This is a genomic window from Pseudomonas sp. MF08831 (genome assembly GCF_059862645.1).
Genome location: NZ_JCBCUX010000023.1, coordinates 36303 through 62502, shown reverse-complemented (window position 1 = coordinate 62502; position 26200 = coordinate 36303). Strand labels below are relative to the sequence as shown.

The window sequence follows — 26200 nt, the reverse complement described above, 5'->3', positions numbered from 1 at the left end:
TCTTAGGCGCCCCGTTAAACCACGCTGGCCGAACGCAGGCTTGAATCCGTGGGTAACCCGGCAGGACGCCGGGTTAGCCGTGTTGGGCCATGGATGGCCCGTCACGGCGGCCCACGGATTCAAGCCTGCGTGAGGGCACACCGAGCCTAAGCGAGGTGCCGAGTGGTGGGGCAAGAGCCCTTTGGTTACTTTGGGGCTTTTCCAAAGTGACCCGCCGTAAGGGCGGAACCCAAAGCGGCCATCACCCAACCAACGGATATGCCCCCAGCACCCCCAGCCCCCCATAACCCCCCCCCAAAAAACATGCAAAAACCCCGAGCCCCCTAAAATTAATCACCGCCCCGTGTGTGCTATACAGTCAACCAAGCAAGTGCTTGGTTGGCTATGGTCGGATCACAAAGGAGCGCGTCCCATGCCCGTCGCTTTTCGTTTGCCGTTGCAGGCCTTCTTCGAACGTGAAGCGCGGCACCCGCGCAAACCCTTTCTGGTGCAACCCACCGGCGCCGGCGAGGTGCAGACCCTCACCTGGGGCGAGGTCGCCCACCAGGCCCGTTGCGCCGCGCATTGGCTGCGTGCCCGCGAGCTGCCGCAAGGCTCGCACATCGCGCTGATCTCAAAAAACTGCGCGCACTGGATCATCGCCGACCTCGCGATCTGGATGGCCGGGCATGTCTCGGTGCCGCTGTACCCCAACCTCACCGCCGACTCCGTTGGCCATGTGCTGACCCATTCCGAGGCGGCGCTGGTATTGATCGGCAAGCTGGACGACTGGCCTGCGATGGCGCCGGGTATCCCCGCCGGGCTGCCGACCATCAGCCTGCCCCTGTGCCCGGTCGGCGACTTCGATTACCGCTGGGCCGACCTGCAAGCCTGCTCGCCGATCCAGGACAATCCCGAACCTGGCGCCTCAAGCCTGGCCACCATCGTCTACACCTCCGGCACCACCGGCTTGCCCAAGGGCGTGATGCAAACCTTTGGCGCCCTGGGTTTTGCCGCCACCCGTGGCACCGAGTTGTTTGGCCTGGGGGAGGGCGACCGATTGCTGTCCTACCTGCCGCTGTGCCATGTGGCCGAGCGCATGTTCGTGGAACTGGCCTCGATCTACACCGGGCAAACCGTGTATTTCGCCGAGAGCCTCGATACCTTTCTGGCGGATCTGCGTCGGGCACGGCCAACGGCGCTGTTCGGCGTGCCGAGGATCTGGACCAAGTTCCAGATGGGCGTCTACAGCAAGATCCCGCAAAAGCGCCTCGACACCCTGCTAAGCCTGCCGTTTATCGGCAAACGAGTCGGCCATAAAGTCCTCGCGGGTTTGGGCCTGGATGCCCTGCGCATTGCGCTGTCCGGTGCGGCGCCTGTACCCGAGGCCTTGCTGCGCTGGTATCAGCGCCTGGGGCTGGATGTGCTGGAGGTGTATGGCATGACCGAAAGCTGTGGCTATTCCCATGTGTGTCGGCCCGGCCAGCAGAGGCTCGGCTGGATCGGCCTGCCATGCCCTGGCGTTGAGGTGCGCATCGACACGTCGGGCGAGGTGCAGGTGCGCAGCGGCGCGACCATGCTCGGCTACTTCAAGGACCCGCAGAAAACCGCCGAGACCCTGACCGATGATGGCTTCCTGCGTACCGGCGACAAAGGCGAGCAGGATGCCGACGGCCGCCTGCGCCTGACCGGGCGGCTCAAGGAAATCTTCAAGACCAGCAAGGGCAAATACGTGGCCCCGGCACCGATTGAAAACCGCCTGGCCGAACATGCACGCATTGAGCAAGTGTGTGTGGTGGGCGATGGCCTGACTGCGCCGATCGGCCTGTGCGTGTTGTCCGCCGGGCCTCAGGACCGACACGCCCTGGGCAGCAGCCTCGAACGCTGGCTGGAACAGGTCAATCAGGCACTGGATAAACATGAACGCTTGCGCCAGCTGGTGGTGGTGAAAGACAGTTGGGCGGTGGAAAACGGCTTTCTCACGCCGACCCTGAAGATCAAGCGCACGGTGATCGAGTCGACCTACGGTGCCGAGCTTGCGGTTTGGAGCGCGCGCAACGAAGCCATTGTGTGGCAGGATTAGGGTCGTAATAAAACTAATAAGGACAACTTCATGAGCTTGTGGCGCACCCAACCGAATATCGAGCAACTCAACGCGATCCAGAAAAACACCATCGGTGAGCTGCTGGACATCCGCTTCGAAAGCTTCGACGACGAGTCCCTGACCGCCAGCATGGTGGTCGACCATCGCACCCATCAACCCTACGGCCTGCTGCACGGCGGTGCGTCGGTGGTGCTGGCTGAAAGCGTCGGGTCCATGGCGGCTTACCTGTGTATCGATGCCAGCAAGTTTTATTGCGTGGGCCTGGAGGTCAATGCCAACCACCTGCGCGGCGTGCGCAGCGGGCGCGTCACGGCGGTGGCCCGGGCGATCCATATCGGCCGGACCACTCAAGTGTGGGACATTCGCTTGACCAGCGATGAGGGCAAAGCCAGCTGCGTGTCGCGCCTGACCATGGCCGTGGTACCGCTGGGCGAGAACCCGCCGGCGCGATAGGCGTGGCGTGAGTGTCATCATTCCTGGCGGTTACAGTCATTGCTGTAACGGCCGGGCATGGTGACAATCAACTTCTGTTTTTGCAGATGGATCCGGTATGTCGCAGCACGTGTTTTTTGCCCACGCCAATGGCTTCCCTTCGGCCACTTACGGCAAGTTGTTTGCCGCCCTGGCCCCGGAATATGCCGTGGCTCACCTGCCGCAACACGGTCACGACCCCAGGTTTCCGGTGGACGACAACTGGCAGAACCTGGTGGACGAGTTGATCCACCATCTGCAGTTGCAGCCGGAACCGGTGTGGGGTGTGGGCCATTCCCTGGGCGGCGTGTTGCATTTGCACGCGGCCATGCGCTGTCCGCAGCTGTACCGCGGCGTGGTGATGCTCGATTCGCCGGTGCTGACCCGCGCTGACCGCTGGGTGATCCGTGCCGCCAAGCGGTTCGGCTTTATCGACCGCCTGACGCCGGCCGGGCGTACGCTGGGCCGCCGTGAAGAATTTACCGACCTGGAGGCGGCGCGCAGCTACTTTGCCGGCAAGACGCTGTTTCGCGGGTTCGACCCGGAATGCTTTGACGCGTACTTGCAACATGGCTTGCAACAGGTGGGCGACCGCCTGCGTCTGCGCTTTGATCCGGCCACTGAAATCAGCATCTACCGCGGCGTGCCTCACACCAGCCCTGGCCAGGTTCGTCAGCTGAAGGTGCCGTTGGCGGTGGTGCGCGGCCGCCAAAGCCGCGTGGTGATGCGCCACCATGCCAGCGGCGTCGACCGCCTGCCGATGGGCGAAATGCTCACCATGCCCGGCGGCCATATGTTTCCCCTCGAACGCCCGCAGGACACCGCGACCTTGATCAAGAACCTGTTTTCCCGCTGGGCAGCCCGCGAGCGCAGTTGCGCATGAGCATGCCCGTCGAAGAAGTCCGCCTGAGCCTGCCGCATATCGAGTTGGCGGCGCATCTGTTTGGTCCCGAAGACGGTTTGCCGGTGATCGCCCTGCATGGCTGGCTGGACAACGCCAACAGCTTTGCGCGGCTGGCGCCGAAGCTGCACGGTTTGCGTATCGTCGCGTTGGACATGGCCGGTCATGGGCATTCGGCGCACCGTCCTGTCGGCGCCGGTTATGCCCTGTGGGATTACGTCTTTGATGTACTGCAAGTCGCCGAACAGCTGGGCTGGAAACGTTTTGCATTACTTGGCCACTCCCTCGGCGCCATCGTCTCGCTGGTGTTGGCCGGCGCCTTGCCGGAACGTGTCACGCACCTGGGGTTGATCGACGGCGTGGTCCCGCCCACCGCCGCGGGCGAGAGCGCCGCCGAGCGGTTGGGCATGGCGCTGCAGGCGCAACTGAACCTGCAAGAGAAGCGCAAACCGGTCTACACCTCGCTGGATCGCGCCGTGGAAGCACGCATGAAAGGCGTGGTGGCGGTCAGTCGCGAAGCCGCCGAGCTGTTGGCCCAGCGCGGTTTGATGCCGGTGCCGGGAGGTTACACCTGGCGTACGGACAGTCGCCTGACGCTCGCCTCGCCGATGCGCCTGACCGATGAGCAGGCGATGGCTTTCGTGCGACGCGTGGGTTGCCCTACACAGTTGGTGGTCGCGGCTGACGGCATGCTGGCGAAACATCCAGAATTGCTTTCTCAGCTACCTTTTACGGTGAACACGCTGCCCGGCGGCCATCATTTACACCTTAATGATGAGCCCGGCGCGCTCCTTGTTGCAGACTGTTTCAATCGGTTCTTCCACGCGCCTTGACTTGACGCGGGCAACTGCCGAGGCTGGGCGGATTGAAAGGGAGTCAACCATGAACGCTATGAACACTGCTGCGACCTCCAATGGCCAGGGCTTACCGATCCGATGAGCCTGCGCAAAGGATGTATCCGTGCCCTCGGGCTGTGCTGTTTCAGCCCCTTGGTGTTCGCCGCGGACCTGCCGGGAAGCCAGGATTTACCGGCCGTGGCCCGTCAGGCCGATGCGCAAATCGTCGATTACCGCCCCGCTGAAGAAAAGGAACGCATCTACCCGATGGGCGCGATCCGCAAGATCAGCGGCCAACTGCGTTACGAAGGCCAAGCCACAGCGCGTGGCCAGACCACCGCCATCACCTATGAGCTGCCCGCTGAGCACACTTCAAGTGCCGCATTTACCGCGACGCGCGAAGCGTTGCAGGCCAAGGGCGCGCAGCTGTTGTTCTGGTGCCAGGCTCGCGATTGCGGCGAAAGCAGCCTGTGGGCCAACGAAGTGTTCGGCAACGCCAAACTGGTCGGCGCCGATGGGCAGCAGGAATACCTGCTGCTGCGTCTGGCGGCGCCGCAGGACAATTCCCTGGTAGCGCTGTACGGCATCACGCGCGGCAACCGTCGCGCCTATTTGCATGTTGAACAGCTCGATGCCAGCGCGCTGGGGGACTTGCTGCCTACCTCGGCCACCTTGCTGCGTGAGTTGAAAAGCACCGGCGAACTGGACTTCCCGGCGTTGGGCGCCGAGCCCGACGCCACTTGGCTGACCCTGATTTCGCGTGGCTTGAACCTCGACGCCACCTTGCGCGTCAGCTTGACCGGGCCGACCGCCGAAGCCTGGCGCCAGGGCCTGATCGACAGCGGCGTACGCGCCGCGCGCATGGAAACCGGCACTGGTGACGCTAAGGGTTTGCACCTGCATCTGATACGCTGACCCGCAACAGGGCGAACGGACCCGCGCCGTTCGCCTAAGCTCTCTTCCTACAGCCTTATTCTCGAGATACCCGATGCTCAATAACGATCGCCTACTGGTGCAAATCCTGCTGCTGGTGTTGTTTGGTGCCAGCTTCTGGGTGATGGCGCCGTTCTGGTCGGCGCTGTTCTGGGGCGCGGTGCTGGCGTTTGCCAGCTGGCCGCTGATGCGTTTGCTGACCCGCTGGCTGGGCGGCCGGGAATCCCTGGCGGCGGGCATTCTGACCCTGGGCTGGATGCTGCTGGTGGCGGTGCCACTGGTGTGGCTGGGGTTCAACCTGGCCGACCATGTGCGCGACGCCGTGAGCCTGATCAAGGATATCCAGGTTGACGGCCTGCCTGCCGCGCCGACCTGGCTGGGCTCGATCCCCTTTGTCGGCGAGCGCCTGGTGGCGACCTGGGACAGCATCGACCAGCAGGGCGCGGCGTTGATGGTCAGCATCAAGCCGTACCTGGGCCAGGTCGGCAACTGGTTGCTGGCGCGCAGCGCGCAGATCGGTGGCGGTATTCTCGAACTGACCCTGAGCCTGGTGTTCGTGTTTTTCTTCTACCGCGACGGGCCGCGCCTGGCGACGTTCGTGCATCGCCTGCTGGAACGCTTGATTGGCGACCGTGCCGGTTACTACATCGAGTTGGTGGCCGGCACCGTGCAACGCGTGGTCAACGGCGTAATCGGTACCGCCGCCGCTCAGGCCCTGCTGGCGCTGATCGGTTTCCTGATCGCCGGTGTGCCGGGCGCATTGGTCCTGGGCATCGTTACCTTCCTGCTCAGCCTGATCCCCATGGGGCCGCCGCTGATATGGATCCCGGCCACGGCCTGGCTGGCCTGGAAGGGCGATTACACCTATGCGGTGTTTCTCGGTGTGTGGGGCACGTTCATCATCAGTGGCGTCGACAACGTGCTCAAGCCGTACCTGATCAGCCGCGGCGGCAACCTGCCGCTGGTGATTGTGCTGCTGGGCGTATTTGGCGGGTTGATCGCCTTTGGCTTTATCGGTTTGTTTATCGGCCCGACCTTGCTGGCGGTGGCCTACAGCCTGCTGACGGATTGGAGCGCGACCCAGGCGCAAGTGCGTCGCGAAGACAAACCCCTTTAAGCCCTCGGCAACCACATCACGGCGGTCAGGCCGCCGCCTGGGGTTTCCTCCAGGCTCAGGCTGCCGCCGAGGCGTTCCACCGCTTCCTTGGAAATCGTCATGCCCAGGCCGACGCCGCCGGAGTTGCGGTTACGTGAGCCTTCCAGGCGAAAGAACGGTTCGAATACGGCCTCGCGTTTATCCGCGGCAATCCCCGGCCCGTGGTCGATCACACGGATGACCAAGGCTTCGCGGCTGTCGCTCAGCTCCACCCGCGCCGTACCGGCATAACGCAAAGCATTGTCGATCAGGTTGTTGAGGCACGAGCGCAGTGCCATCGGCTGCACCTGCAAGGGCGCGCAATTGCCCGCGAACTGCACATCGGAGCCTTGATCCTGGGCGTTTTCGCTGAGGGATTCGACCAGCGCCTGCACGTCGAGCCAGTGCCGGGTTTCGCTGGTGCGCTGCTCGTGCAAGTAACTCAGGGTGGAGTCGAGCATGCCGATCATGTCGTCCAGGTCCTGGCGCATCTGACCTTGCAACTTGGTGTCTTCGATCTGCTCCAGACGCAGTTTAAGGCGTGACAGTGGGGTGCGCAGGTCGTGAGAAACGGCGCCGAGCATGCGTGCACGCTGGCTGACTTGCTCGCGGATGCGTTTTTGCATCAGGTTGAAGGTCGATGCAGCCTGCCGCGCCTCGCGAGGCCCCGACTCGTTAAGTGGCGGGCTGTCGAGGTCGAGGCTCAAGCGTTCGGCGGCTGCGCTCAGGCGCTGGATCGGCCGGCTCAGCAGTTTGGCGCCATACCAGGCGGCAATGATCAGCGAGATAAATTGAAACGTCAGCGGCACCACCGGGCCGCCGAACCAGGAGCGATGGTGCTTGGGCAGCGGCTTCATCGTTCCATCCGGCTGCTCGACAAAGGTTTCCTGAGGCGGCGGCGGTGGCGGGCCGTAGTGGTGAAACCAAAAGAACGCCAGCACGTGGGCCAGCACAATGGCCACCAGCAATACGCCGAACAGCCTGCCGAACAGCGTATTGAAGGTGGCGCGCATCAGCCGATATCCCGCGCGTCAAACAGGTAACCTTCGCCGCGGACAGTCTTGATCAACTGCGGTGCCTTGGGGTCATCGCCCAGTTTCTGGCGCAGGCGCGAGACCAGCAAGTCGATGCTGCGATCAAACGCCTCGATGGAACGGCCACGTGCAGCATCGAGCAATTGTTCACGGCTCAGCACGCGACGCGGGCGTTCGATAAACACCCACAGCAGACGAAATTCGGCGTTGGACAGCGGCACCACAAGGCCGTCGTCGGCCACCAGCTGGCGCAGTACGCTGTTGAGGCGCCAGTTGTCGAAACGGATGTTGGCGCGCTGCTCGGTACGGTCATCGCGTACCCGGCGCAGGATGGTCTGGATGCGTGCCACCAGCTCGCGCGGTTCGAAGGGTTTGGACATGTAGTCATCGGCGCCCAGTTCCAGGCCGATAATGCGGTCGGTGGGTTCGCAGCGCGCGGTGAGCATCAGGATCGGGATGTCCGATTCGGTGCGCAGCCAACGGCACAGTGACAGGCCGTCTTCGCCCGGCAGCATCAGGTCGAGCACCACCACATCAAAGGTTTCGGCTTGCATGGCCGTGCGCATGGCGGTGCCGTCGGTGACGCCGACGGCGAGAATATTGAAGCGCGCCAGGTAGTCGATCAGCAGTTCACGAATCGGTAGATCGTCATCGACGATCAACGCACGGGTGTTCCAGCGCTTGTCTTCGGCGATCACCGCGCCTTTTTGCTCTTCGTTTACAGAGACGGTAGGGGTATGCATAGTGCGATCATCTGCCTGGGTTGTTGCTGTCAGCATAGGCGCCCAGCTCCATGGCTGGAAGTGCTGGACGGGCGGTCATGTGCGCGAGGCTAGACGTGGTGCGTGTTGAGGGCATGTCGTGAATGTATCAGCCTTGACACAATTGCTCTAAATGCCGGGTCACGGGCGCTCGATCAGTATTTTACCGATCATCGGATCCCGCAACGGCGCCGCTTGCGCTACAATCCGCGCCGATTTCGACTTGCCTGAGAGCCCATTCCAATGTCCGTCTGCCAGACTCCTATCATCGTCGCCCTGGATTACCCCACTCGTGACGCCGCACTGAAGCTGGCTGACCAGTTGGACCCCAAGCTTTGCCGGGTCAAGGTCGGCAAGGAACTGTTCACCAGTTGCGCCGCCGAAATTGTCGGCACCTTGCGTGACAAAGGCTTCGAAGTGTTCCTCGATTTGAAATTCCATGACATCCCCAACACCACCGCCATGGCAGTCAAGGCCGCGGCTGAGATGGGCGTGTGGATGGTCAATGTGCACTGCTCCGGCGGCCTGCGCATGATGACTGCCTGCCGTGAAGTGCTGGAACAGCGCAGCGGCCCGAAACCGCTGCTGATTGGTGTGACCGTGCTGACCAGCATGGAGCGCGAGGACCTGGCCGGCATCGGCCTGGATATCGAACCTCAGGAGCAGGTATTGCGCCTGGCGGCGCTGGCGCAGAAGGCTGGTCTTGATGGCCTGGTGTGCTCGGCGCTGGAAGCCCAGGCCTTGAAGACCGCTCACCCGTCGCTGCAACTGGTCACCCCAGGCATTCGCCCGGCGGGCAGTGCCCAGGATGACCAGCGCCGCATTCTGACGCCACGTCAGGCCTTGGACGCGGGCTCGGACTACCTGGTGATCGGTCGCCCGATCAGCCAGGCGGCCGATCCGGCGAAGGCGTTGGCCGCTGTTGTCGCCGAAATCGCCTGAATATCGCTGAGCTAAAATGTGGGAGCGGGCTTGCTCGCGAAAGCGGTGTATCAGACACACATCCGGTGACTGACACTCCGCATTCGCGAGCAAGCCCGCTCCCACATTTCGATCCACCGTGGTCAGTTAACTTTTAGAATCAACTTCCCAAAGTTCTCGCCGTTGAACAGCTTCATCAGCGTTTCCGGGAACGTCTCCAGCCCCTCGACAATATCCTCCTTGCTTTTGAGCTTGCCCTGCGCCATCCAGCCGGCCATCTCCTGCCCGGCTGCGGCAAAGTTCGCCGCATGGTCCATCACCACAAAGCCTTCCATTCGCGCGCGATTGACCAGCAACGATAAGTAGTTGGCCGGGCCTTTCACGGCTTCTTTATTGTTGTACTGGCTGATGGCACCGCAAATCACCACCCGCGCCTTTAATGCGAGGCGGCTGAGTACCGCGTCGAGGATGTCGCCGCCGACGTTATCGAAATACACATCCACGCCTTTAGGGCATTCGCGCTTGAGGGCGGCTGGCACGTCTTCGCTTTTGTAGTCGATGGCTGCGTCGAAGCCCAATTCATCCACGAGGAATTTGCACTTGTCGGCGCCGCCGGCGATGCCGACCACGCGGCAGCCTTTGATCTTGGCAATTTGCCCGGCAATGCTGCCCACCGCACCGGCGGCGCCGGAGATCACCACGGTTTCGCCGGCCTTGGGCGCGCCCGTTTCGAGCAGGGCGAAGTAGGCGGTCATGCCCGTCATGCCGAGGGCGGACAGGTAGCGCGGCAGCGGCGCGAGTTCGGGGTCCACCTTATAGAAGCCGCGCGGTTCGCCGAGGAAGTAATCCTGCACGCCCAGCGCGCCATTGACGTAATCACCCACTGCAAATTTCGGGTTGTTCGACGCAATCACCTTGCCCACACCCAGTGCGCGCATCACTTCACCAATGCCGACGGGCGGAATGTAAGACTTGCCCTCGTTCATCCAGCCACGCATGGCCGGGTCCAGGGACAGGTATTCGTTGTGCACCAGCACTTGCCCATCCCCTGGCGTGCCCACCGGCACTTCCTGATAGGTGAAGGTCTCCCGTGTCGCCGCGCCGACCGGGCGTTTGGCGAGCAGGAACTGGCGGTTGGTCTGGGCAGTCATGGCAAAGGACTCTTTAGAAGTGAACCCCAAGTGATAGACCCCTAACGGCCTGAGAGCAAGGTTGTCCGAGAAGCGCGAATGCCCGCCGATAGGCCTGGCTGATAGTGAGGCGGGTGGCCTTATCACTGCGATTAATACACCGCCAACCGGCCTTCTGATAGTGCTGACGCACCCGTCCTGCGGTTGGCTAGACTCGGCCCACGGCTATTTTCCCCACAGGACATCCCCATGAGCATGACGTTTTCCGGCCAGGTCGCCCTGGTCACCGGCGCCGCCGCCGGTATTGGCCGCGCCACCGCGCTGGCATTTGCCGCCGAAGGCTTGAAAGTGGTGGTTGCCGACCTGGACGTGGCGGGCGGCGAGAGCACCGTCGCGCTGATTCAACAGGCGGGCGGCGAGGCGTTGTTCGTGCGCTGCAACGTCACGCTGGAAGCGGACGTGCAGCAGTTGATGGCGCAGACCGTCGCCGCCTATGGTCGGCTGGACTACGCCTTCAACAATGCCGGGATCGAGATCGAGAAGGGCAAGCTGGCCGACGGCAGCCTGGATGAGTTCGACGCGATCATGGGCGTTAACGTCAAGGGCGTGTGGCTGTGCATGAAGCACCAGTTGCCGCTGCTGCTGGCCCAAGGCGGCGGTGCGATCGTTAACACCGCCTCGGTGGCGGGGTTGGGGGCGGCGCCGAAGATGAGCATTTATGCGGCGTCCAAACATGCCGTGATCGGCTTGACCAAATCGGCGGCCATCGAGTACGCGAAAAAGAAAATCCGCGTGAATGCGGTGTGCCCAGCGGTGATCGACACCGACATGTTCCGGCGTGCCTATGAAGCCGACCCGCGCAAGGCAGAGTTTGCCGCGGCCATGCACCCGGTCGGGCGCATCGGCAAAGTCGAGGAAATCGCCAGTGCGGTGCTGTACCTGTGCAGCGACGGTGCCGCGTTCACCACGGGCCAGGCGTTGGCGGTGGACGGTGGCGCGACGGCGATCTAGGACTCGGCGCCACTGCATATTCGAAAAGGCGAGGGGCGCTGTGGGGCGTTTCCAGGGCTGGCACAAGGCCTCGTCAGAATGTGTATCAGTAGGTAAATAATTCAATAAAATCAATACTTTAATAAATTTCGGCGGCAGGTCGAACCCGGCTTCTGTGCTTAACTGTTTGGGGTTGAATAACAGACAGTTGAAGTGAGGGGCTCATGGATTTAGGCATCGATCGACAGGCCCTTGTACCGGTGGTGCAGCAAATCGTCAGCGCGGTGGCGCAATGGATTCGCACAAGCGGGGCAAGCCCGGGCACGCGCTTGCCGTCCATCCGGCAATTGGCCCTCGACAACCTGCTCAGTCAATCCAGCGTCATCGAAGCCTTTGAGCGAATGGTGGCGCAGGGGGTGTTGGTGGCAAAACAGGGCTCGGGGTTTGTAGTGGCCCAACCGCCGGTTTCCCTTGAAAGCCACTGGTATGAAGGCGCCGAGCTGGGCTGGGGCGCCTACGTCGATGGCCCGTTGGGCGAGTTGAAACTGGGCTGCGGCTGGCTGCCGGACGCCTGGCGCGAAAGCGATGATATTTGTTACGCCATACGCGAGGTCAGCCGCACCGACACCGCCGGGCTGTTCAGCTACAGCACGCCGCTGGGGTTGCCGGCGCTGCGTGAGCAACTGCTCAAGCGCCTGACGCAGATGAAAGTGCCCAGCAGTCTCGACTGCATTCTCACCACCCATGGCGCCAGCCATGCACAAGACCTGCTCATACGGACGTTGCTCAAGGCCGGCGATACGGTGGTGGTCGAGACGCCCGGGTATGCCAACCTTTACCGTCAGTTGGAGCGCCATGGCGTCAAGCTGCTGCACGTCCCGCGCACGCTGGGTGGCCCGGATATCCCGGTGTTGGAGACGCTGCTGAAAAGCCATCGGCCCAAATGCCTGTTCATCAACTGCCTGTATCACAACCCGACTGGCACCAGCCTGTGCCGTGCCGTGGCCGAGCGCCTGCTGCAATTGGCGAGCAGCGAGAACTTCCTGATTGTCGAGGAGGACGTCTACGGCGACTTGCAGCACGCCAGTTGCACACGGCTGTCGGCGCTGCCCCATGACGGTCGGGTGATCTATATTTCGAGTTTTTCCAAGACCCTCAGCAGTGCCTTGCGCGTGGGGTATCTCAGCGCCAGCACGGCGATTATTGCGCCCATGGTGACGCTCAAAACGCTGACAGGCATCGGCACTTCGCGGTTTGCCGAGGCGGTGCTGGCCACGCTGCTGGCCAATGGCACCTACCGTAAGTGGGTGCAGCGCCTGCGCAAGCGCTTGAACACACAAATGGCCGCAACCCTGCAGGTGCTGGAGGATGAGGAGTGGGAGGTGTTCTCCGTGCCCGCCGGAGGCATGTTTGTGTGGGCCCGGCCCGGCAGGGACGATCATTCACGGTTGCAGGCCTGTGCCCGACGGCTTGGTGTGTTGTTGTCGCCGGGGGCGCTGTTCAATCCCAAGGGCGAGCACAGCGACTGGCTGCGCATCAACGTGGCCTATGCTGCTGATCAGCGGGCGCTGGCGTTGTTCCGTGCCATGGGGCCTGCCAGATCGACCTCGACCATTCTGAAAACGACGGGCATGTAGCTTTTTGCCATTATTGTGGCGCCAACGTCTTGTGCCGTTGGCTCGTCGTTGCGAATCTCGCTGCATGGAAACCAGGCTCGATGGCATCTGCCGTTGCAAGAGGATTCAAGTGCAATGATTTCAGGCGTGCAACGACGTTTCGCCAACCTCGGTATGGCGAAGAAACTGGGCTTGGGTTTCGTCCTGGTGCTGCTGTTGACGGCGCTGGTGGCGGCCATTGGCGTGTGGTCCCTGCAAACCGTTGGCCAGCGTTTTGAAGGCCTCAAGGCCATGTCATCGCTCAACAGCGGCTTGCTCAAGGTGCGTCTGATCGAGCAGGACTACGCGCTGCACGCCGACCCCAAGTCTGTCGATGCCCTGCATGAAAGTGTCGATGCACTGGCGGCGATGGCCGCCAGCCTCAAGGCCCGGTCAGCCACGAATGTGCCGGTGATGAGCGATGTCGAGCAGGCGTTGGCGGCGTATCGCAAGGCATTCGACGAGTTTGTCGAACTGACCCAGGCCAAGGACCTGGCGCTGGAAATGGCCAGTTGGTCGGTGTCCAGTGTGGCCAATAACCTCGATGTGTTGCAGGCCGGCCTGGCCGACGATGGCGCCTATGGCCTGAAGGAAAGCCCGGGTAAGGATGGCGCCGAGTTTATCGAGCAGGCCGGGCAGGTCAGCCAGGTCTCGCGGTTGATGTTGCAAGCCATGAATGAAGCGCGCGTGCGCCTGGATCAGAGCCGCAAGGCCGATGCCGACAACGCCGATCAAGGCAAGATCGAACAGGCCGATCAGGCCCTGGCGCAAGTCGAACAGCTGAAAACCTCAGTCAAGGATGCGGGTTACCAGACCGTGCTCAATGAAGTCTCCGGGCATATCGCCGCATTCAGCGAAAAACTCGGCGAGTACACCGGGCTGCTGGCCCAGGAAAAAATCGTCTACAAGCAGTTGCATGACCGCGCCGACCAAGTGGTTAGCCGGGTCAACCAGGCGTACGACGCCGAAGACCAGTCCATGCAGGCGCAATTGAAGAAAAGCGCGGTGTTGATCATCGGTTCCTCGGCCCTCGCGCTGCTGGTGGGCTTGATCGCGGCGTGGGTGATCACCCGGTTGATCGTGGCGCCGCTGCGCACTGTGATCGCCGTGGCCCAGCAGATTGCGTCCGGCGACCTGAGCGGGCGGATGGAAGTCAGCCGCCGCGATGAAATCGGCCAGTTGATGCAGGCGATGCAGCAAATGGGCAGCGGCCTGAGCCAGATGGTCAGTGGGCTGCAGGCGGGCATCGAGCAATTGGCCAGTTCGGCGCATTCACTGTCCAGCGTCACTGAGCAGACCAATGTTGAAGTCAGCAGCCAAAAAGAAGAAACCGAACAGGTTGCCACGGCAATGAATCAGATGACCGCCACGGTGCACGACGTGGCGCGTAACGCCGAAGAGGCCGCGCAAGCCGCGCAGACCGCCGACGACAAGGTCGACAGCGGTCAGCAAGTGGTGCGCCAGAGCCTGCAACGGATTGAATTGCTCGCATCCTCCAGCACCAGTGCCAGCGCGAGTATCGAAAGCCTGAGCGCGGAAATCCAGAATATCGGCACGGTACTGGGCGTGATCAAAAGCGTGGCCGAGCAAACCAACCTGCTGGCCCTTAACGCCGCCATCGAAGCGGCCCGCGCCGGCGAGCAGGGCCGAGGGTTTGCAGTGGTGGCCGACGAAGTGCGGGCGTTGGCCAAGCGCACGCAGCAATCGACCGAGGAAATCGAGCGTCTGGTCAGTACGTTGCGCAGCGCGGCGCAGTCGTCGGTGCAGCAGATTCAGCAGAGCGGCGAGCTGGTGAAGTTGGCGGTCAGCGATGCGCTGTCAACGGAGAGCGCGTTGGGCAGCATTGCCGCGGCGGTGTCATTGATCCAGCAAATGAATCAGCAGATTGCCGCGGCGGCCGAGGAGCAAAGCTCGGTGGCCGAAGAGATCAATCGCAGTGTGACCAGCATTCGTGCGAGCGCCGATCAGTCGGCGTTGAGCATGCAGGGCAATGCCGCGTCGAGTATCCAGCTGGCGCAGTTGGGCGCGGAGCTCAAGGGCATGGTGGGGCACTTCCGCCTTTGATCGCGGCGGGTCAGCCGCGAACAAAGGGCAGGGCGCCAATCAGGCGTGGTTGGCGAGGAAGGTCAGCAGCGCTTCATTGACGAAGTCCGGGTTTTCCCGGGCCGAGATATGCCCCGCGTCGGGAATCAGCGTGAGGCTGCAGCCAATCAGTTCAGCCATTTCCTGTGATTCTGCGGGCGGCCGCGGCTTGTCCTGCTCGCCGCACATCACCAGCGTGGTGTCCGAGTCCAGGCGGGGCAACTGGTCCAGAATGTTCTCGCGACTGAAGATCAGGCGGCCCAGTGGCACGATGCTGTTCAGCAGGCGCTCTTTGGGTAAGGCCTGCAACGCCTTGCGAAAATCCTGGTACAGGGCCGACTCGCGGTCGATGCCGGGGCGGAAGAAAATCGGTGCAACCACATCCCTCAACGGCTCGGGGATGGCGCCGGCGTCCTCGATCATCTTGAACAGCGAGAAGTAATACTGGCGCGTGGCGTCGGGCTCGGCGCCCAGGTAGGTGTCCATCAGCACCACGCTGTTGAGGCGCGCCGGTGCCAGCAACGCCAGGCGCGCGCCCCACATGCCGCCGACCGACAGGCCGACCAGATTGATTTGCGCGATATCCAGCTGATCCAGCAGCGCCAGGGCCTGACGCGCGAGGTCGTCGAGAGAGCGGGTTTGCGTCGGCAGCGGGCCGGACTCACCGTGGCCCCACAGTTCCGGCACGATCACGCGGTACTGTTGCGACAGGGCTTCAATTTGCGGGGCCCACATGTCGCGGTCCCACAGGTAACTCGAACCCAGCAGGACGACCGGGCCGGTGCCCTGGTCGACATAGTGCAGCGGTTGTCCATCAATCACGGCAACAGGCATAGCAGGCCTCTAACTTCACGGAGTGAGGGGCACTTTTTTACGCTAGTCGGGGGCGGGGGGATAGGTGCAAAGTGATGGCATGTGGCGACCCGGGGTCGCCACATGGGGCAGGCGATCAGTCGTAGATGACTTTCTTCTTCCATTCGGCGTCGGCGTCGACGACTTTCAGGCCTTCGGTCAGTTCGTTGACTTCGTCTTCGGCCGGCTTGCTGTTGGTCAGCACCGTGGAGTTGGCGCGGGCCAGTTGCGATTCCAGCAATTGCAGTTGTGCACTGTAGAGCACCGGCTCCGGCTGTTTGCGCAAGTACTGCACGCCACGCTCGAACGCCAGGCGTGCCTGGCCAGGCTGGCCTTGTTGCAGGGCGTGCTGGCCCAGGTTGTTGAAGAACTCAATGTGCAGCAACACCAGGATATGGCGAATTTCCTTGATCCAGTGCTTGGCTTCGTTGGTCGGCAGGAAACCGTCCTGGGCCGCACGGGTCACTTGACCGTGCAGCGCCTCGAGCAGGAAACGCACGTCCTTGGCCTTGGCTTCGGTCTGGATCGGCGCGGGCGGGTTGGTCACCGGGATCGATTCGCCCTGACCGATCAGCGCGTTCAGCTCAGCGACACGTGCCTTGAGCGGTGCGCTGGATTTTTTGAGGTGCAACAGGCGCTGGGTGACGTTGAGTTCCAGGCGAGTCAGCAACAGTTTGAGTTTCGGGGTCATCAACTGGCCGGGGAACGTCTCGGTGATCTCACCGCAACGACGCAGCCGATCGTTAAGCTCGATTTCGGTGCGCTGCTTTTCCAGTTTGTTGTTTTCCACCACGTGGTTCATGTAGCCAATGGCGATCAGTATTACGATCCCGGCTATTACCAGCAGGGTGATCATGAGTGGTGTCACCGGTGTGACCTCTTTATAGGGTTTGCTGTGGAGTGTAGTGACTGGGCCATCCGACGGATAGGATTGTTCGACCAGTTGCCCAGGTAGTTTCTGCTATATAGGTAAGCGTTCCCTGCGTGGATGCACATTGCCATCATTTGCCTGGGCGAACTATAGCGCCTTGTCGGGCGCCAGAATATAGGCGTCAAAGCCCGCACGGGCACAATGCCCGCAAAGCCCTGGAAAGCAGGGCGAAGTCATTGATTTAAATAAATTTATCCTTGGGGGTTGACGACCTTTCAATCCATCCATAGAATGCGCGCCACTTACAGCGTAAAGCACACAGCGAAACGCGGTAGGGAGTGAATGTTGTACGTGTGTCCCCTTCGTCTAGTGGCCTAGGACACCGCCCTTTCACGGCGGTAACAGGGGTTCGAGTCCCCTAGGGGACGCCATATGCGGGAATAGCTCAGTTGGTAGAGCACGACCTTGCCAAGGTCGGGGTCGCGAGTTCGAGTCTCGTTTCCCGCTCCAATTTTTAAGCAGTGTTGCCCTCGGGCGGCATTGAGTGAAACCAGGACCAAGTCTTCGGATGAGGCCTCTGGGCACTGAAATACACACCATGTGTTTCAGTAGCGTGTCCCCTTCGTCTAGTGGCCTAGGACACCGCCCTTTCACGGCGGTAACAGGGGTTCGAGTCCCCTAGGGGACGCCATTTGCGGGAATAGCTCAGTTGGTAGAGCACGACCTTGCCAAGGTCGGGGTCGCGAGTTCGAGTCTCGTTTCCCGCTCCATATTTAACGAAAACGCCGATCAGTGATGATCGGCGTTTTTGTTCGTGTCGCTTTTTTGCCGGCAAAACACACCACGCATGTAGGCCATGTGCTGATGTACGTAGGAATAGTCTGTAATCAATGTCGGGTAGCTGTGTACCTGTTCCGCTGTCTCTACTCTGGCCAGCCCCTTTTCCTTGTTTACTTCAAAGGACTGTCCAGATGCTTCAGCTCGATTTCTATTCAACCCTGGTCGCTGCCTCCCTGGTGCTTTTATTGGGCCGTTGGCTGGTGGCCCGGATTGGCTTTCTACGTGTCTACAGCATTCCGGAGCCGGTAGCCGGCGGCCTGTTGGTTGCCGCATTGCTGCTGGCGTTGCGTGCGCTGGCGGATGTCGAGGTTCGCTTCGACACCTCCTTACAAACCCCATTGATGCTGGCGTTTTTCGCCACGATTGGCCTGAACGCAGATTTCGCCAGCCTGAAGCGAGGCGGGCGCGTGCTGGGTATTTTCCTGCTGGTCGTGACGGCCCTGTTGGTGGTGCAAAACGCCATGGGGATCGCGTTGGCCAAGGCGCTGGGGCTTGATCCATTGATGGGCTTGCTGGCGGGCTCCATCACCCTGTCGGGTGGGCACGGCACGGGCGCCGCATGGGGCGCGGTGTTCAGTGAGAAATACGGCGTGGCCTCCGCGTCTGAACTGGCAATTGCTTCGGCGACCTTTGGTTTGGTGCTGGGGGGCTTGATTGGCGGCCCGGTCGCGCGCCTGCTGATCAAGCGTGTCCAGGTACCTGGCGTTGAACACTCGCAGCCGCGGCGGCCCAAAGGCTTTGAGCGCCCCGATCAGGAACGCATGATCACCTCGTTTTCATTTATCGAAACCCTGGCCCTGTTGGCGATCAGCTTGCAGGTTGGCACGTGCCTGAGTGGTGTCATTCAAGGCACCGCCTTCGAGTTGCCCACCTTTGTCTGCGTGCTGTTTGTCGGCGTGGTGCTGCGCAATGGCTTGTCGGCGCTGGGTTGGCATCAGGTGTTTGAGCGCGAAGTGTCGCTGCTGGGTAATGTCAGCCTGTCGTTGTTCCTCGCGATTGCCTTGATGTCGCTCAAGCTCTGGGACCTGGCGGCGCTGGCGTTGCCGATCGTCATCCTGCTGGCGGCACAGGCGCTGTTGATGGCCCTGTTCGCGATTTTCGTGACGTTTCGGGTGATGGGCAGCAACTACGATGCGGCGGTGCTGGCGGCCGGGCATTGCGGTTTCGGATTGGGCGCGACACCCACCGCCATTGCCAATATGCAGGCGGTGACACAGCGCTTTGGCCCCTCGCAGATTGCCTTTCTGGTGGTGCCGATGGTGGGGGCGTTTTTCATTGACATCACCAATGCGGTGGTGATCAAGCTGTTCCTCGCGCTGCCGTTTCTCGGCGCGGCGGGCTGAGCGCCGCGCCTTCAGTTCACCGCGTAGACGTCCTGTTTTGGCATGAAGAAACGCGCAAAGAGTTCGGACTGGGACTTGATGTTCAGCTTGGTGTAAATATTGCGCCGGTGCACTTTCACCGTTTCTGTCGACAGGGACAGTTTGCCGGCGATTTCTTTGTTGGAGAACCCGCTCAACAGCAACTTGAGCACGTCCTTTTCACGCGTTGTGATCTGGCTGCCCAGTTGAACAATTGCCTGCGACCAGGGCGGTGTCTCATTGAGGTTTTTTTCAACGTCGATCTCAAAGCACATACGCTGGTGCATCAATGCCAAAACCCAAGGCTTGATGATATCCAGTGTGGTGATCTGTTCCGGGCTGTAGCGCACGTTACTGCCGAATGAAATACACAACGTCCTGTCCTCATCGAGCTGAACGTTGTACTGCACCTCATCCACCGAGACGTACTGGGCGAAATACTGACGGTAATACTCGGTGGTCAGAAAGTGCTCGGGCGCTATGTCTGACAAGTGAAAAAAGCCACTCTGCGGGTTTTCCCGGTTGGCAATGTAGAACGGGTCCAGCAGGTACAGCCCTTTGAGGTAGCGCTGAGTCAGGGCATCCACCTCCTCGGCATCGGCCACTTCAGTAAAGCTGATGACGTTGACTTGTTGATCGCTGAAAACCAGGACAACCCAGTTGTCGATCTGCACATATTCATTCAACACGCGAACCAGCGAACTCCAGAAAGCCGGGCGATTGAGCTCCATGATCAGCTTGCCGGCCGATCGGTGCCAGGCCAGGTTATGAAGGTCGAGTGACATGTTCTACCCCTTTAGGGTTAGGCGTTCATAGGCGCGAGCTAAGTACTTGTAGGTATTTACTATTAGACGACGCCGGGTATATTCACCTCCCAGCGGATGCAGGCCATGAAGGCCTGTCGTTTTGACAAGGATAGTTATATGAGTCAATCACATTTGCGAGCCATTTTTTTGGCCTCGCTTGTCTATGTAGGTATCAGCGCGCCTGCTGCGGCGGCGCAACCTCAGGTGAATCTGTACAACTGGTTCGGCTTGATCGCGCCAGAGACGCCCAAGGAATTCGAGCAAAAAACCGGCGCGCGCATGCACGTGGATGCCTTCGACAGCGCCGAGATCATGCAGAGCAAGGTCATGGCCGGGCGCACGGGCTATGACGTGGTTGTCGCCACCTCCAATGTCCTGCCAAGCCTGATCAAGGCGGGCGTGCTTGCACCGCTGGACCGCGACCAACTGAGCAACTTCTCCCATATCGACCCAGAGATGTTGGCGCTGCTTTCGGTGAATGATCCGGGCAACCGCTACGCGGTGCCTTACCTGTGGGGCACCACCGGGATTGGCTATGACGTTGATAAAGTCAAAGCCGCGTTGGGTGACAACGCCCCGGTGGACAGCTGGGACCTGATCTTTAAAGAAGAAAACATCAGCAAGCTCAAGTCCTGCGGCGTGGCGATGCTCGACTCGCCCAGCGAGGTCATTTCGATCGCGTTGCATTACCTCGGCCTGCCGAGCAACAGCCAGAACCCTGAGGATTACCAGAAGGCTCAGGCGCTGCTGTTGAAAATCCGTCCCTATATTCTCTACTTCGACTCCTCCAGAACCGACGCCGACTTTGCCGATGGCAATATTTGTGTGGTCGTGGGCTGGGCGAGTGGGGCGCTGACGGCGCAGGCCATCAATGAGAAAAACAACACCGGGCGCAAAATTGCCTACAGCCTGCCTCGTGAGGGCGGGTTGGTGTGGTCGGAAAACTTTGTGCTGCTCAAAGATGCGCCCCATGCCAAGGAAGGTCTGGCGTTTATCAATTACATGCTTGAACCGCAAGTGATTGCCAAGAGCTCGAACCACACGCTTTACCCGAACGCTAACAAGGACGCCACCGAGTTCGTCGAGCAGAAGCTGCGCGACAACCCTTGGATTTATCCTGACAAGCATACGGTTGCCACACTTGTTCCGCTTGAACCACTACCGTTGAAGTTGGAGCGAATCCGCACGCGCGTGTGGACCAAGGTCAAGAGCGGTACATAACCCTGCGTGGCATTCATCTTTATTGGCAGAGGGCTTACATGGCTATTTGCAAAGAAACCAAAGCCGACACTCATCAATTAGTGACGCTGATAAAGATGGTCGAGGCCTATGAGGCGCAAAGCACCCACGGCCTCACGTCACTGGGTAATGAAAAACAACTGCTGAACCGCATCAAGGCATTGCTCCATACGCATGATGGGGGAGTCGCTCGACGAAAGTCGATCAGCGCCGGCGTATGAACGGGGCCATAGCGTCCCAGCGTTAGCCGTCGGCAGACCAAGGGGCTGTCGCAGCGTTTTCAGGGAGGAGAAAAATCATGCGCCAAGCGGCTAACCCATACGTTTTGAAGCCGGACGAATACCAGGCTTACAAGGACATCGAAGAACAGATCGGCCACTGCACGCCCGAACAAGCCTGGGCGATGTATTACGTCTCGAGCGGGATGGTGCGCGAGTTCATCACGCTGGCGGTGATGGAGCATATCGGTCGCGGCAATCGGGCGCTGTTGCTCGAGTTTCCCGACCTTGCCCGGCTTCAAAACAGCGGCCAAGGCGCGCTCTAACGCGTGTCGATGCATGCGTGATCAACGCTTGCTCATCACCCGCGCCAACCGCAGTGTCGCTTCCCGGAGCTCATCCCGATCAAGCGAGGCAAACCCCAGGCGCAGGGCATTTTCCGGCACATTCAGCGGTGAAAACTGACGCGCACTGCGCACCACCACGCCCTGGCCCCGGGCTGTGGCGAGCAACTGATCGACGTCGGTTTCATCCTGGAAGCGAACCCAGAGGGCCAGGCCGCCTTCTGGCTCACGCACCTGGATTCGATCGCCAAATGCGCTGTGCAAACAGCTCTGCAGCACCTCTCGACGCGCCACGTATTCTTTCGAAACACGGCGCAGGTGCTTCTTCAATTCCCCCTGATTGATCAGGTCCGCGAGCATTTTTTGTGCAACCGCGTCGGTGTCGCCTACCACCAGTGCCGCGCTGTTCTGCAGCACCTCAATCACGCTGGCGGGAGCCACCACATAACTGCAACGAAACGTCGACCCCAACGCCTTGGATAGCGAGCCGATGTAGATCACATGGCGTTGCGCGCCATCACTGGCCAGCGGCAGATAGGGGCGTCCGTTGAAGTGATATTCGTGGTCGTAGTCTTCTTCGATCACGCAGAAATTGTGCTGCGCCGCCAACGCCAGCAGGTGTTGCCGACGGGCCGCATGCAGGCTCACCGTGGTGGGAAACTGGTGGTGCGGCGTAAGGTAAATCATCCTTACATCATGTGCGTGGCATAACTGCTCGATGTGGTCCGTGCGACAGCCTTCATCGTCCATGTCGACGGTGATCAAATGTGCGCCGAGCTTGCGGAAAATTTCCCACGCCGGCGGGTAACTCAGACGCTCCACCAACACCACATCACCGGGTTTGATCAGCAGGCTGGCCGTCAGGTACAGCGACACCTGAGTGCCGGGCGTGAGGCAGATATTCTCGGCGCTGACTGCCAGCCCGCGATTGTTGCGCAGCATCTCTGCCAGCGCGCAACGCAATTCATAGCCGGTGCCCTCGCTGCCGTAGCGCACCGAGTTGGACGCAAAACTGCTGCGCAGGGCATTGCGGTAATAGCGGTGTAAAACGGCCTGGGGCAGCAAGCGGTGGTCGCAGGCACCGTTATCGAAAAACAGCGCGTCATGCCGATGCTGCAGGGCGATGACTTGCGCATTCTGCTCGAAATACGGCACCACTGGCTGCGCTAGCACTGCCGGGGCAAAAGAGTGCTGCGCGCGGTTGGACGCGGGCGTTGGCGCCAATTGCGCATTGACGAACGTGCCCCGGCGCGGCTCGCTGATCAGCCAGCCTTTGGTCGACGCTTCCTCGTAAGCCAGGATCACCGTCTTGCGGTTGACGTCGAGCATCTGCGCCATTTCCCGTGTGCCCGGCAGCAGCGTGCCGGGCGGCAGCCGTCCTTCGAGGATGGCCTGCACCAGGCCTTCGGCAATCTTGCGATAGGACGCCTGGGTGGTGCTCTCATCGAGCTTGAGCAGCGGGCGCCATTTACGCATCTGGACCATCTTAAGTATCCAAAACTGGAGGTTTTAATGGGCCTAGTCTAGCGCAACAATCAAGCCTCACTCACCCCTGAGGTTGTTATGAACACACGCCATGTCATCGAACTCGCCCCCTCGGGGAAAACCTTTGAAGCCGGCGATGAGCTGTTGCTCGACGCGATGCTCGCCAGCGGCCTGTCTGTGCCGTTCTCGTGCCGGCGCGGGGCGTGTGGTTCGTGCAAGGTGGTGGTCAAGCAAGGCCACTACCGCGCCAAGCAGCTGGCGCCCGGCGCGCCCGCGCCGTGCTACCCGCTGGCAGCGAATGAAATGCTCTTGTGTCAAAGCCACGCCTGCGCCGACATGCGCCTGGAGATTCCCGGGTGGTCGCTGGACACCCCCGCGCTGGTGGTCGAGGCGACGGTGCTGAGCAAGCGTGACCTCAGCCCCGACATCATTGAGTTGGTGGTGATGCCGGACACGCCGCTGGCCGTAAGGCCGGGCCAGTACCTCAAGTTCCGCCTGGTCGATGGCGACTCGCGCTGTTTCTCGATCGCCAACCTGCCGGCCGACGGCGATGGGCGCCTGGTGTTTCAGATTCGTCGGGTGCGCGGCGGGCTTTTTTCCGAGACCCTCCTGGACAGCCTTGAGGCTGGCGATCTGTTGACGCTGGAGGGGCCTTTTGGTGCCTGCACCTGGCAGGACGATGACGATGCGCCTGTGGTGCTGTTCGCCACAGGCACCGGCTACGCGGGTATCAAGCCGATCCTGCTGAGCGCGTTGAAGCAGGATGTGGAGGTGACGTTTTACTGGGGCGGCGCGCAGGCGGCAGACTTTTACGACCGCGTATTTCTGGACCAGGCGGTCATCGACCACCCGCGTTTTCACTGGCACCCGGTATTGGCAGCGCAGGGCAGGGTGCAGGAAGTGGCGCTGAGTCATGGGCACCGTTGGGCGTCGGCTCAGGTGTATGCCTGCGGTAACGGCGGCATGATCAGCCAGGCGCGTGCCGATTGCCTCGAAGCGGGTTTGCCGAGCCATCGTTTTGTCGCCGAAGCGTTTGTACCCAGTGGCCGGTCGAGCGCCGACACGCTGCTCAATGGACTGGATCAAACCTGGGAAAAGGTCGGCCCGCGGTACTCGCTGGACGGCATGCTCGCCGCGCGTGAAAAAACCATCCGCGCCCTGGCGGCGATTGCCAGCCAGCTCACAGTCGGCATGACCACCGGGCAAGCCCTCGACATGGCCGCCGCGCAATTGCAGGCCATGGGCGCCTCGCACACCTGGCACCCGACTTACATTCGTTTTGGCGACGACACGGTTCGCCCGCCCAGGGAAGGCATTGACCCACTGCGCACGCTGCGTGCCACCGATATTGTGGTGGTCGACCTCGGCCCGGTGTGGGACGGCTACGAGGGCGACTATGGCGACACCTTCGTCTTCGGCGAGTCAGCGCTGCACCGCGATTGCTTCAAGGTCTTGCATGAAGTGTTCGATGAAACCCGCGAGGCCTGGATGCGCGGCCTGACCGGCTGTGAGCTCTATGACTTTGCCGAGGAACGGGCCGTTGCCAAGGGCTGGCGGTTGTCGCGCAACCTGGCCGGCCACCGTATTGCGGATTTCCCCCACGCCTTGTTCGGCAACCAGGAATTGGCTGCGCTTGAGATCACGCCGAGTGAAATGGTGTGGGTGCTGGAGATCCAGCTCTGCCACCCCACCGAGCCGGTCGGCGGTTTCTTTGAAGATATCCTGATGCTTGAGGTTTGAAGGGTTAACCGCAGCCCGCCGCTGCGCGGGTTGCAACTGCCGGTGCTGGCCGCAACGGCCTGAGCTGGAGCGGGCGCTGCTAAAAAACAGCGGATGGCCGGTAAAGTAATCAGTATTTTGTAGGATGTTTCACCAGCCCTGTCGAACGGGCGAACCTGGTCCTCGAGGATGAGGTCCATAACGACGACGCACAGCTGTTACATCTATCGCCGGCAGTCCTGCACACCTTAATGGCCCAAGGGTCGACCCGTGCGGGTGCCGGTGATTGCGCGTAAATAAGGAGATTGATCATGTGGCTTAAACACCTGGCGTTAGGTGTGTTGATTGCACCTTTTGTCACTGCTTGCTTTAGCCAGCCATTCCAGCCCCCCACGGCCGATGCCGACTTATGGGAGAAACCCGGCGCCAGCCACCAGGATGTGGTTGCGTCCATGTTGGCGTGTGGTGAAAAGAATGGTTCCGGCATCGATCCCAATGCGAGCTTCCAGGAGCGGGCGCAGCGCTTTGTGTGTATGAAGCGTGCTGGCTACACGCGGCGTGACGGTTTCGACCTCTGTGCATTGCACCCCAAGGAGCCGTTGAGGGCCTGTGAGTCGGCGCAATGAAACCACAAAAACAACGCTCTGTTTTTAAGGGCTCGGCATTCAACGCGATAGGGACATCACCTGTGAAATATGCCATCTGCGCCACCTTGCTGCTGTCGCTGAGCGGCTGCCTGACCATGTCGGGTGAATACACTGTCACGGCTCACGACGCCTCCGGCGCCCAGATAACCAGGCTCGGCACCTTCACCGCCGAGGGCCATAACATTTACCCCATACGCAATGCGTTCTGCCTCAATGCGCCGGGGGCGACGGTCATCATTCGCGATGCCCGGACCGGCGAGGAACTGCGCAGCGAAAGCCCTTATCACTGCCGTTAAGCCTCAAAAAAAAGGATTTCCATGAGAGCGTTTTTGATAGCAGGCCTGGCCGTGGTCGTGAGTGGCTGCGGCAATATTTCCAATATCCGCGCTTACAACACGCCCTATGTTGAACCCACATCGGGGGATACCGCACGCTTGCGCGTGATCACCAATGGCATGGCGCGCGGTGTGCCGGGCCGTGACTGCATCGACTGGCGTGTGCCTGGCGCCGGGGTGATGGCCGTGTCCGAATCCGGCTTTGCGGGTCAGAATAATGGCCGCAGCCTGGGCATGCCCGAGAGCAACCGCCGGGTGGAGGCGCAAGGCTCGGCGCGTAGCGAACTGAAGGTGCCGGCGAACAAGCCCTTTGCCATGAACTTCCAGAGTGAGGGCTATGTTTCTGGCGGCAATGCCTACAGCTGCAGGCAGAGCTTTCACTTCACCCCCAAGGCCGGGCAAGACTACGAACTGATCCTGCTGGACGGTGGCCAGTGCCTGATTGCGCTGCAGCGCCTGAACCCGACGGGGAAACCGCAGAACGTGCCGGTAGAGAAGGCCAAGCTGTGCAATGCGATGGATATGTTTTAGGTCGCGAGCCAGGCCTGTTT

The 26200-nt window shown here is 61.2% G+C and carries 25 protein-coding genes and 4 tRNA genes; 22 read left to right on the top strand and 7 right to left on the bottom strand.

Features of this window, described 5'->3' with window-relative positions; all coding sequences use genetic code 11:
• The first annotated feature begins 412 nt into the window (after positions 1–412).
• From AC19YS_RS31000 to AC19YS_RS30975, 6 genes are all read left to right on the top strand, one after another.
• Entirely contained in the window at positions 413–2062 is a 1650-nt protein-coding gene (locus AC19YS_RS31000) for an AMP-binding protein (RefSeq protein ID WP_200625706.1), read from the top strand.
• A gap of 30 nt (positions 2063–2092) precedes the next feature.
• Positions 2093–2536 (top strand): hotdog fold thioesterase, encoded by a 444-nt coding sequence (locus AC19YS_RS30995; protein WP_106580684.1) that lies wholly within the window; start codon positions 2093–2095, stop codon positions 2534–2536.
• Positions 2537–2633: 97 nt separating this feature from the next.
• The gene (locus AC19YS_RS30990; RefSeq protein WP_124416872.1) at positions 2634–3437 is read left to right on the top strand and encodes an alpha/beta fold hydrolase; all 804 of its coding nucleotides are present in this window, start codon (positions 2634–2636) and stop codon (positions 3435–3437) included.
• The gene (locus tag AC19YS_RS30985; RefSeq protein WP_106580682.1) at positions 3434–4288 is read left to right on the top strand and encodes an alpha/beta hydrolase; all 855 of its coding nucleotides are present in this window, start codon (positions 3434–3436) and stop codon (positions 4286–4288) included. Before AC19YS_RS30990 ends, AC19YS_RS30985 begins: the two co-directional genes overlap by 4 nt.
• Before the next feature lie 102 nt (positions 4289–4390).
• Entirely contained in the window at positions 4391–5206 is an 816-nt protein-coding gene (locus tag AC19YS_RS30980; RefSeq protein ID WP_500603482.1) for a DUF4892 domain-containing protein, read from the top strand.
• Positions 5207–5279: 73 nt separating this feature from the next.
• Positions 5280–6341, top strand: a complete 1062-nt coding sequence (locus AC19YS_RS30975) for an AI-2E family transporter (protein WP_119735530.1) — start codon at positions 5280–5282, stop codon at positions 6339–6341.
• On the opposite strand, the gene AC19YS_RS30970 is transcribed toward AC19YS_RS30975, so the two are convergent.
• Together AC19YS_RS30970 and AC19YS_RS30965 are read right to left on the bottom strand one after the other, a co-directional pair.
• Entirely contained in the window at positions 6338–7372 is a 1035-nt protein-coding gene (locus AC19YS_RS30970; protein WP_106580679.1) for a sensor histidine kinase, read from the bottom strand. The genes AC19YS_RS30975 and AC19YS_RS30970 overlap by 4 nt on opposite strands.
• Positions 7372–8136 carry a response regulator gene (locus tag AC19YS_RS30965; protein ID WP_106580678.1) on the bottom strand — a complete coding sequence of 255 codons (765 nt, stop codon included), beginning with the start codon at positions 8134–8136 and terminating at the stop codon, positions 7372–7374. Before AC19YS_RS30965 ends, AC19YS_RS30970 begins: the two co-directional genes overlap by 1 nt.
• A 261-nt stretch (positions 8137–8397) precedes the next feature.
• Between AC19YS_RS30965 and pyrF the strand changes: the two genes are divergently transcribed.
• A complete protein-coding gene (pyrF, locus tag AC19YS_RS30960) occupies positions 8398–9096 on the top strand; it encodes an orotidine-5'-phosphate decarboxylase (RefSeq protein ID WP_017734306.1) in 699 nt (232 codons plus the stop codon).
• Between the two features lie 122 nt (positions 9097–9218).
• Here the strand turns inward: pyrF and AC19YS_RS30955 are convergent, their stop codons facing one another.
• Positions 9219–10226, bottom strand: a complete 1008-nt coding sequence (locus tag AC19YS_RS30955; protein WP_179607061.1) for an NADP-dependent oxidoreductase — start codon at positions 10224–10226, stop codon at positions 9219–9221.
• 228 nt (positions 10227–10454) lie between these two features.
• Here AC19YS_RS30955 and AC19YS_RS30950 point away from each other — a divergent pair, with 228 nt between their 5' ends.
• The 3 genes from AC19YS_RS30950 to AC19YS_RS30940 all read left to right on the top strand — a co-directional run bounded on the left by AC19YS_RS30950 (position 10455) and on the right by AC19YS_RS30940 (position 14914).
• Positions 10455–11216 carry an SDR family oxidoreductase gene (locus AC19YS_RS30950; protein ID WP_145164936.1) on the top strand — a complete coding sequence of 254 codons (762 nt, stop codon included), beginning with the start codon at positions 10455–10457 and terminating at the stop codon, positions 11214–11216.
• Between the two features lie 203 nt (positions 11217–11419).
• Positions 11420–12832, top strand: a complete 1413-nt coding sequence (locus AC19YS_RS30945) for an aminotransferase-like domain-containing protein (protein WP_500603481.1) — start codon at positions 11420–11422, stop codon at positions 12830–12832.
• A gap of 114 nt (positions 12833–12946) precedes the next feature.
• Complete coding sequence (locus tag AC19YS_RS30940) at positions 12947–14914, top strand: methyl-accepting chemotaxis protein (protein ID WP_500603480.1); 1968 nt, start codon at positions 12947–12949, stop codon at positions 14912–14914.
• A gap of 39 nt (positions 14915–14953) precedes the next feature.
• Here the strand turns inward: AC19YS_RS30940 and AC19YS_RS30935 are convergent, their stop codons facing one another.
• Complete coding sequence (locus AC19YS_RS30935; RefSeq protein ID WP_500603479.1) at positions 14954–15766, bottom strand: alpha/beta fold hydrolase; 813 nt, start codon at positions 15764–15766, stop codon at positions 14954–14956.
• Positions 15767–15881: 115 nt separating this feature from the next.
• A complete protein-coding gene (locus AC19YS_RS30930; RefSeq protein WP_234452760.1) occupies positions 15882–16640 on the bottom strand; it encodes a hypothetical protein in 759 nt (252 codons plus the stop codon).
• Between the two features lie 370 nt (positions 16641–17010).
• On the opposite strand from AC19YS_RS30930, the gene AC19YS_RS30925 reads away from it, so the two are divergent.
• The 5 genes from AC19YS_RS30925 (at position 17011) to gltS (ending at position 18838) form a co-directional block, all read left to right on the top strand.
• A tRNA-Glu gene (locus AC19YS_RS30925) sits at positions 17011–17086 on the top strand.
• A gap of 3 nt (positions 17087–17089) precedes the next feature.
• A tRNA-Gly gene (locus AC19YS_RS30920) sits at positions 17090–17165 on the top strand.
• Between the two features lie 105 nt (positions 17166–17270).
• Positions 17271–17346, top strand: a tRNA-Glu gene (locus tag AC19YS_RS30915).
• 3 nt (positions 17347–17349) lie between these two features.
• Positions 17350–17425: transfer RNA gene (locus AC19YS_RS30910), tRNA-Gly, on the top strand.
• 201 nt (positions 17426–17626) lie between these two features.
• Positions 17627–18838 (top strand): sodium/glutamate symporter, encoded by a 1212-nt coding sequence (gltS, locus tag AC19YS_RS30905; RefSeq protein WP_119735539.1) that lies wholly within the window; start codon positions 17627–17629, stop codon positions 18836–18838.
• 11 nt (positions 18839–18849) lie between these two features.
• Here gltS and AC19YS_RS30900 read toward each other — a convergent pair whose 3' ends face one another.
• Entirely contained in the window at positions 18850–19641 is a 792-nt protein-coding gene (locus AC19YS_RS30900) for a helix-turn-helix domain-containing protein (protein ID WP_106580670.1), read from the bottom strand.
• 138 nt (positions 19642–19779) lie between these two features.
• Between AC19YS_RS30900 and AC19YS_RS30895 the strand changes: the two genes are divergently transcribed.
• The 3 genes from AC19YS_RS30895 (at position 19780) to AC19YS_RS30885 (ending at position 21445) form a co-directional block, all read left to right on the top strand.
• Positions 19780–20883, top strand: coding sequence for a polyamine ABC transporter substrate-binding protein (locus AC19YS_RS30895; protein ID WP_500603478.1), 1104 nt, complete (start codon positions 19780–19782; stop codon positions 20881–20883).
• A gap of 38 nt (positions 20884–20921) precedes the next feature.
• The gene (locus AC19YS_RS30890; RefSeq protein WP_169368594.1) at positions 20922–21122 is read left to right on the top strand and encodes a hypothetical protein; all 201 of its coding nucleotides are present in this window, start codon (positions 20922–20924) and stop codon (positions 21120–21122) included.
• Positions 21123–21199: 77 nt separating this feature from the next.
• Complete coding sequence (locus AC19YS_RS30885; protein WP_106580667.1) at positions 21200–21445, top strand: hypothetical protein; 246 nt, start codon at positions 21200–21202, stop codon at positions 21443–21445.
• A 21-nt stretch (positions 21446–21466) separates the two neighbouring features.
• Here AC19YS_RS30885 and pdxR read toward each other — a convergent pair whose 3' ends face one another.
• Complete coding sequence (pdxR, locus tag AC19YS_RS30880) at positions 21467–22948, bottom strand: MocR-like pyridoxine biosynthesis transcription factor PdxR (protein WP_500603477.1); 1482 nt, start codon at positions 22946–22948, stop codon at positions 21467–21469.
• 78 nt (positions 22949–23026) lie between these two features.
• Here pdxR and AC19YS_RS30875 point away from each other — a divergent pair, with 78 nt between their 5' ends.
• The 4 genes from AC19YS_RS30875 to AC19YS_RS30860 all read left to right on the top strand — a co-directional run bounded on the left by AC19YS_RS30875 (position 23027) and on the right by AC19YS_RS30860 (position 26180).
• Positions 23027–24688: a M24 family metallopeptidase gene (locus tag AC19YS_RS30875; RefSeq protein WP_500603476.1), complete on the top strand. Its 1662-nt coding sequence runs from the start codon at positions 23027–23029 to the stop codon at positions 24686–24688.
• A 290-nt stretch (positions 24689–24978) separates the two neighbouring features.
• On the top strand, positions 24979–25293 hold the full coding sequence (locus AC19YS_RS30870; protein WP_500603475.1) for a hypothetical protein: 315 nt from the start codon (positions 24979–24981) through the stop codon (positions 25291–25293).
• Positions 25290–25610 carry a hypothetical protein gene (locus AC19YS_RS30865; RefSeq protein WP_234452761.1) on the top strand — a complete coding sequence of 107 codons (321 nt, stop codon included), beginning with the start codon at positions 25290–25292 and terminating at the stop codon, positions 25608–25610. Before AC19YS_RS30870 ends, AC19YS_RS30865 begins: the two co-directional genes overlap by 4 nt.
• A gap of 21 nt (positions 25611–25631) precedes the next feature.
• On the top strand, positions 25632–26180 hold the full coding sequence (locus tag AC19YS_RS30860; protein ID WP_500603474.1) for a hypothetical protein: 549 nt from the start codon (positions 25632–25634) through the stop codon (positions 26178–26180).
• The last annotated feature ends 20 nt before the right edge of the window (positions 26181–26200 follow it).

What these genes read in the sequence shown, in the direction of transcription:
- AC19YS_RS31000 (WP_200625706.1), top strand. Translation starts at nt 413, where the DNA reads ATGCCCGTCGCTTTTCGTTTGCCGTTGCAGGCCTTCTTCGAACGTGAA.
- AC19YS_RS30995 (WP_106580684.1), top strand. Translation starts at nt 2,093, where the DNA reads ATGAGCTTGTGGCGCACCCAACCGAATATCGAGCAACTCAACGCGATC.
- AC19YS_RS30990 (WP_124416872.1), top strand. Translation starts at nt 2,634, where the DNA reads ATGTCGCAGCACGTGTTTTTTGCCCACGCCAATGGCTTCCCTTCGGCC.
- AC19YS_RS30985 (WP_106580682.1), top strand. Translation starts at nt 3,434, where the DNA reads ATGAGCATGCCCGTCGAAGAAGTCCGCCTGAGCCTGCCGCATATCGAG.
- AC19YS_RS30980 (WP_500603482.1), top strand. Translation starts at nt 4,391, where the DNA reads ATGAGCCTGCGCAAAGGATGTATCCGTGCCCTCGGGCTGTGCTGTTTC.
- AC19YS_RS30975 (WP_119735530.1), top strand. Translation starts at nt 5,280, where the DNA reads ATGCTCAATAACGATCGCCTACTGGTGCAAATCCTGCTGCTGGTGTTG.
- AC19YS_RS30970 (WP_106580679.1), bottom strand. Translation starts at nt 7,372, where the DNA reads ATGCGCGCCACCTTCAATACGCTGTTCGGCAGGCTGTTCGGCGTATTG.
- AC19YS_RS30965 (WP_106580678.1), bottom strand. Translation starts at nt 8,136, where the DNA reads ATGCATACCCCTACCGTCTCTGTAAACGAAGAGCAAAAAGGCGCGGTG.
- pyrF (WP_017734306.1), top strand. Translation starts at nt 8,398, where the DNA reads ATGTCCGTCTGCCAGACTCCTATCATCGTCGCCCTGGATTACCCCACT.
- AC19YS_RS30955 (WP_179607061.1), bottom strand. Translation starts at nt 10,226, where the DNA reads ATGACTGCCCAGACCAACCGCCAGTTCCTGCTCGCCAAACGCCCGGTC.
- AC19YS_RS30950 (WP_145164936.1), top strand. Translation starts at nt 10,455, where the DNA reads ATGAGCATGACGTTTTCCGGCCAGGTCGCCCTGGTCACCGGCGCCGCC.
- AC19YS_RS30945 (WP_500603481.1), top strand. Translation starts at nt 11,420, where the DNA reads ATGGATTTAGGCATCGATCGACAGGCCCTTGTACCGGTGGTGCAGCAA.
- AC19YS_RS30940 (WP_500603480.1), top strand. Translation starts at nt 12,947, where the DNA reads ATGATTTCAGGCGTGCAACGACGTTTCGCCAACCTCGGTATGGCGAAG.
- AC19YS_RS30935 (WP_500603479.1), bottom strand. Translation starts at nt 15,766, where the DNA reads ATGCCTGTTGCCGTGATTGATGGACAACCGCTGCACTATGTCGACCAG.
- AC19YS_RS30930 (WP_234452760.1), bottom strand. Translation starts at nt 16,640, where the DNA reads ATGATCACCCTGCTGGTAATAGCCGGGATCGTAATACTGATCGCCATT.
- gltS (WP_119735539.1), top strand. Translation starts at nt 17,627, where the DNA reads ATGCTTCAGCTCGATTTCTATTCAACCCTGGTCGCTGCCTCCCTGGTG.
- AC19YS_RS30900 (WP_106580670.1), bottom strand. Translation starts at nt 19,641, where the DNA reads ATGTCACTCGACCTTCATAACCTGGCCTGGCACCGATCGGCCGGCAAG.
- AC19YS_RS30895 (WP_500603478.1), top strand. Translation starts at nt 19,780, where the DNA reads ATGAGTCAATCACATTTGCGAGCCATTTTTTTGGCCTCGCTTGTCTAT.
- AC19YS_RS30890 (WP_169368594.1), top strand. Translation starts at nt 20,922, where the DNA reads ATGGCTATTTGCAAAGAAACCAAAGCCGACACTCATCAATTAGTGACG.
- AC19YS_RS30885 (WP_106580667.1), top strand. Translation starts at nt 21,200, where the DNA reads ATGCGCCAAGCGGCTAACCCATACGTTTTGAAGCCGGACGAATACCAG.
- pdxR (WP_500603477.1), bottom strand. Translation starts at nt 22,948, where the DNA reads ATGGTCCAGATGCGTAAATGGCGCCCGCTGCTCAAGCTCGATGAGAGC.
- AC19YS_RS30875 (WP_500603476.1), top strand. Translation starts at nt 23,027, where the DNA reads ATGAACACACGCCATGTCATCGAACTCGCCCCCTCGGGGAAAACCTTT.
- AC19YS_RS30870 (WP_500603475.1), top strand. Translation starts at nt 24,979, where the DNA reads ATGTGGCTTAAACACCTGGCGTTAGGTGTGTTGATTGCACCTTTTGTC.
- AC19YS_RS30865 (WP_234452761.1), top strand. Translation starts at nt 25,290, where the DNA reads ATGAAACCACAAAAACAACGCTCTGTTTTTAAGGGCTCGGCATTCAAC.
- AC19YS_RS30860 (WP_500603474.1), top strand. Translation starts at nt 25,632, where the DNA reads ATGAGAGCGTTTTTGATAGCAGGCCTGGCCGTGGTCGTGAGTGGCTGC.